The following is a 259-nucleotide window of genomic DNA, read 5'->3' as shown; positions in this document are numbered from 1 at the left end:
CGGGGCCGGGGTCGTGTCGCATGCCGGGTCGCGGCTGCTGGCCGACGTCGCCGACCGTACTACCGTGATCGGCGAGCTGTCGCAGGCCCTGGACGTGTTGCGGCGGCCGGGAACCCGGCATGATCCGGGCCGGATTCTGGTGGACCTCGCGGTCGCGGTCGCCGACGGCGCGACGACGATCTCCGAGATCGACGTGCTGCGCGATCAGGGCGACTCGAGTTCGGGGCGGTGGCGTCGGACTCGACGTGTTGGCGGCTGC

Annotated in this window: 1 pseudogene; it reads left to right on the top strand. The window is 72.6% G+C overall.

The annotated features are described in order from the left end of the window. Window positions 1-64 precede the first annotated feature (64 nt). Window positions 65-259 (top strand): annotated as a pseudogene (locus TOK_RS12615) (hypothetical protein); the annotation flags it as partial.

Source organism: Pseudonocardia sp. N23 (assembly GCF_002583555.1).
Classification (GTDB): domain Bacteria; phylum Actinomycetota; class Actinomycetes; order Mycobacteriales; family Pseudonocardiaceae; genus Pseudonocardia.
This window is presented reverse-complemented; position numbering and strand designations above follow the sequence as displayed.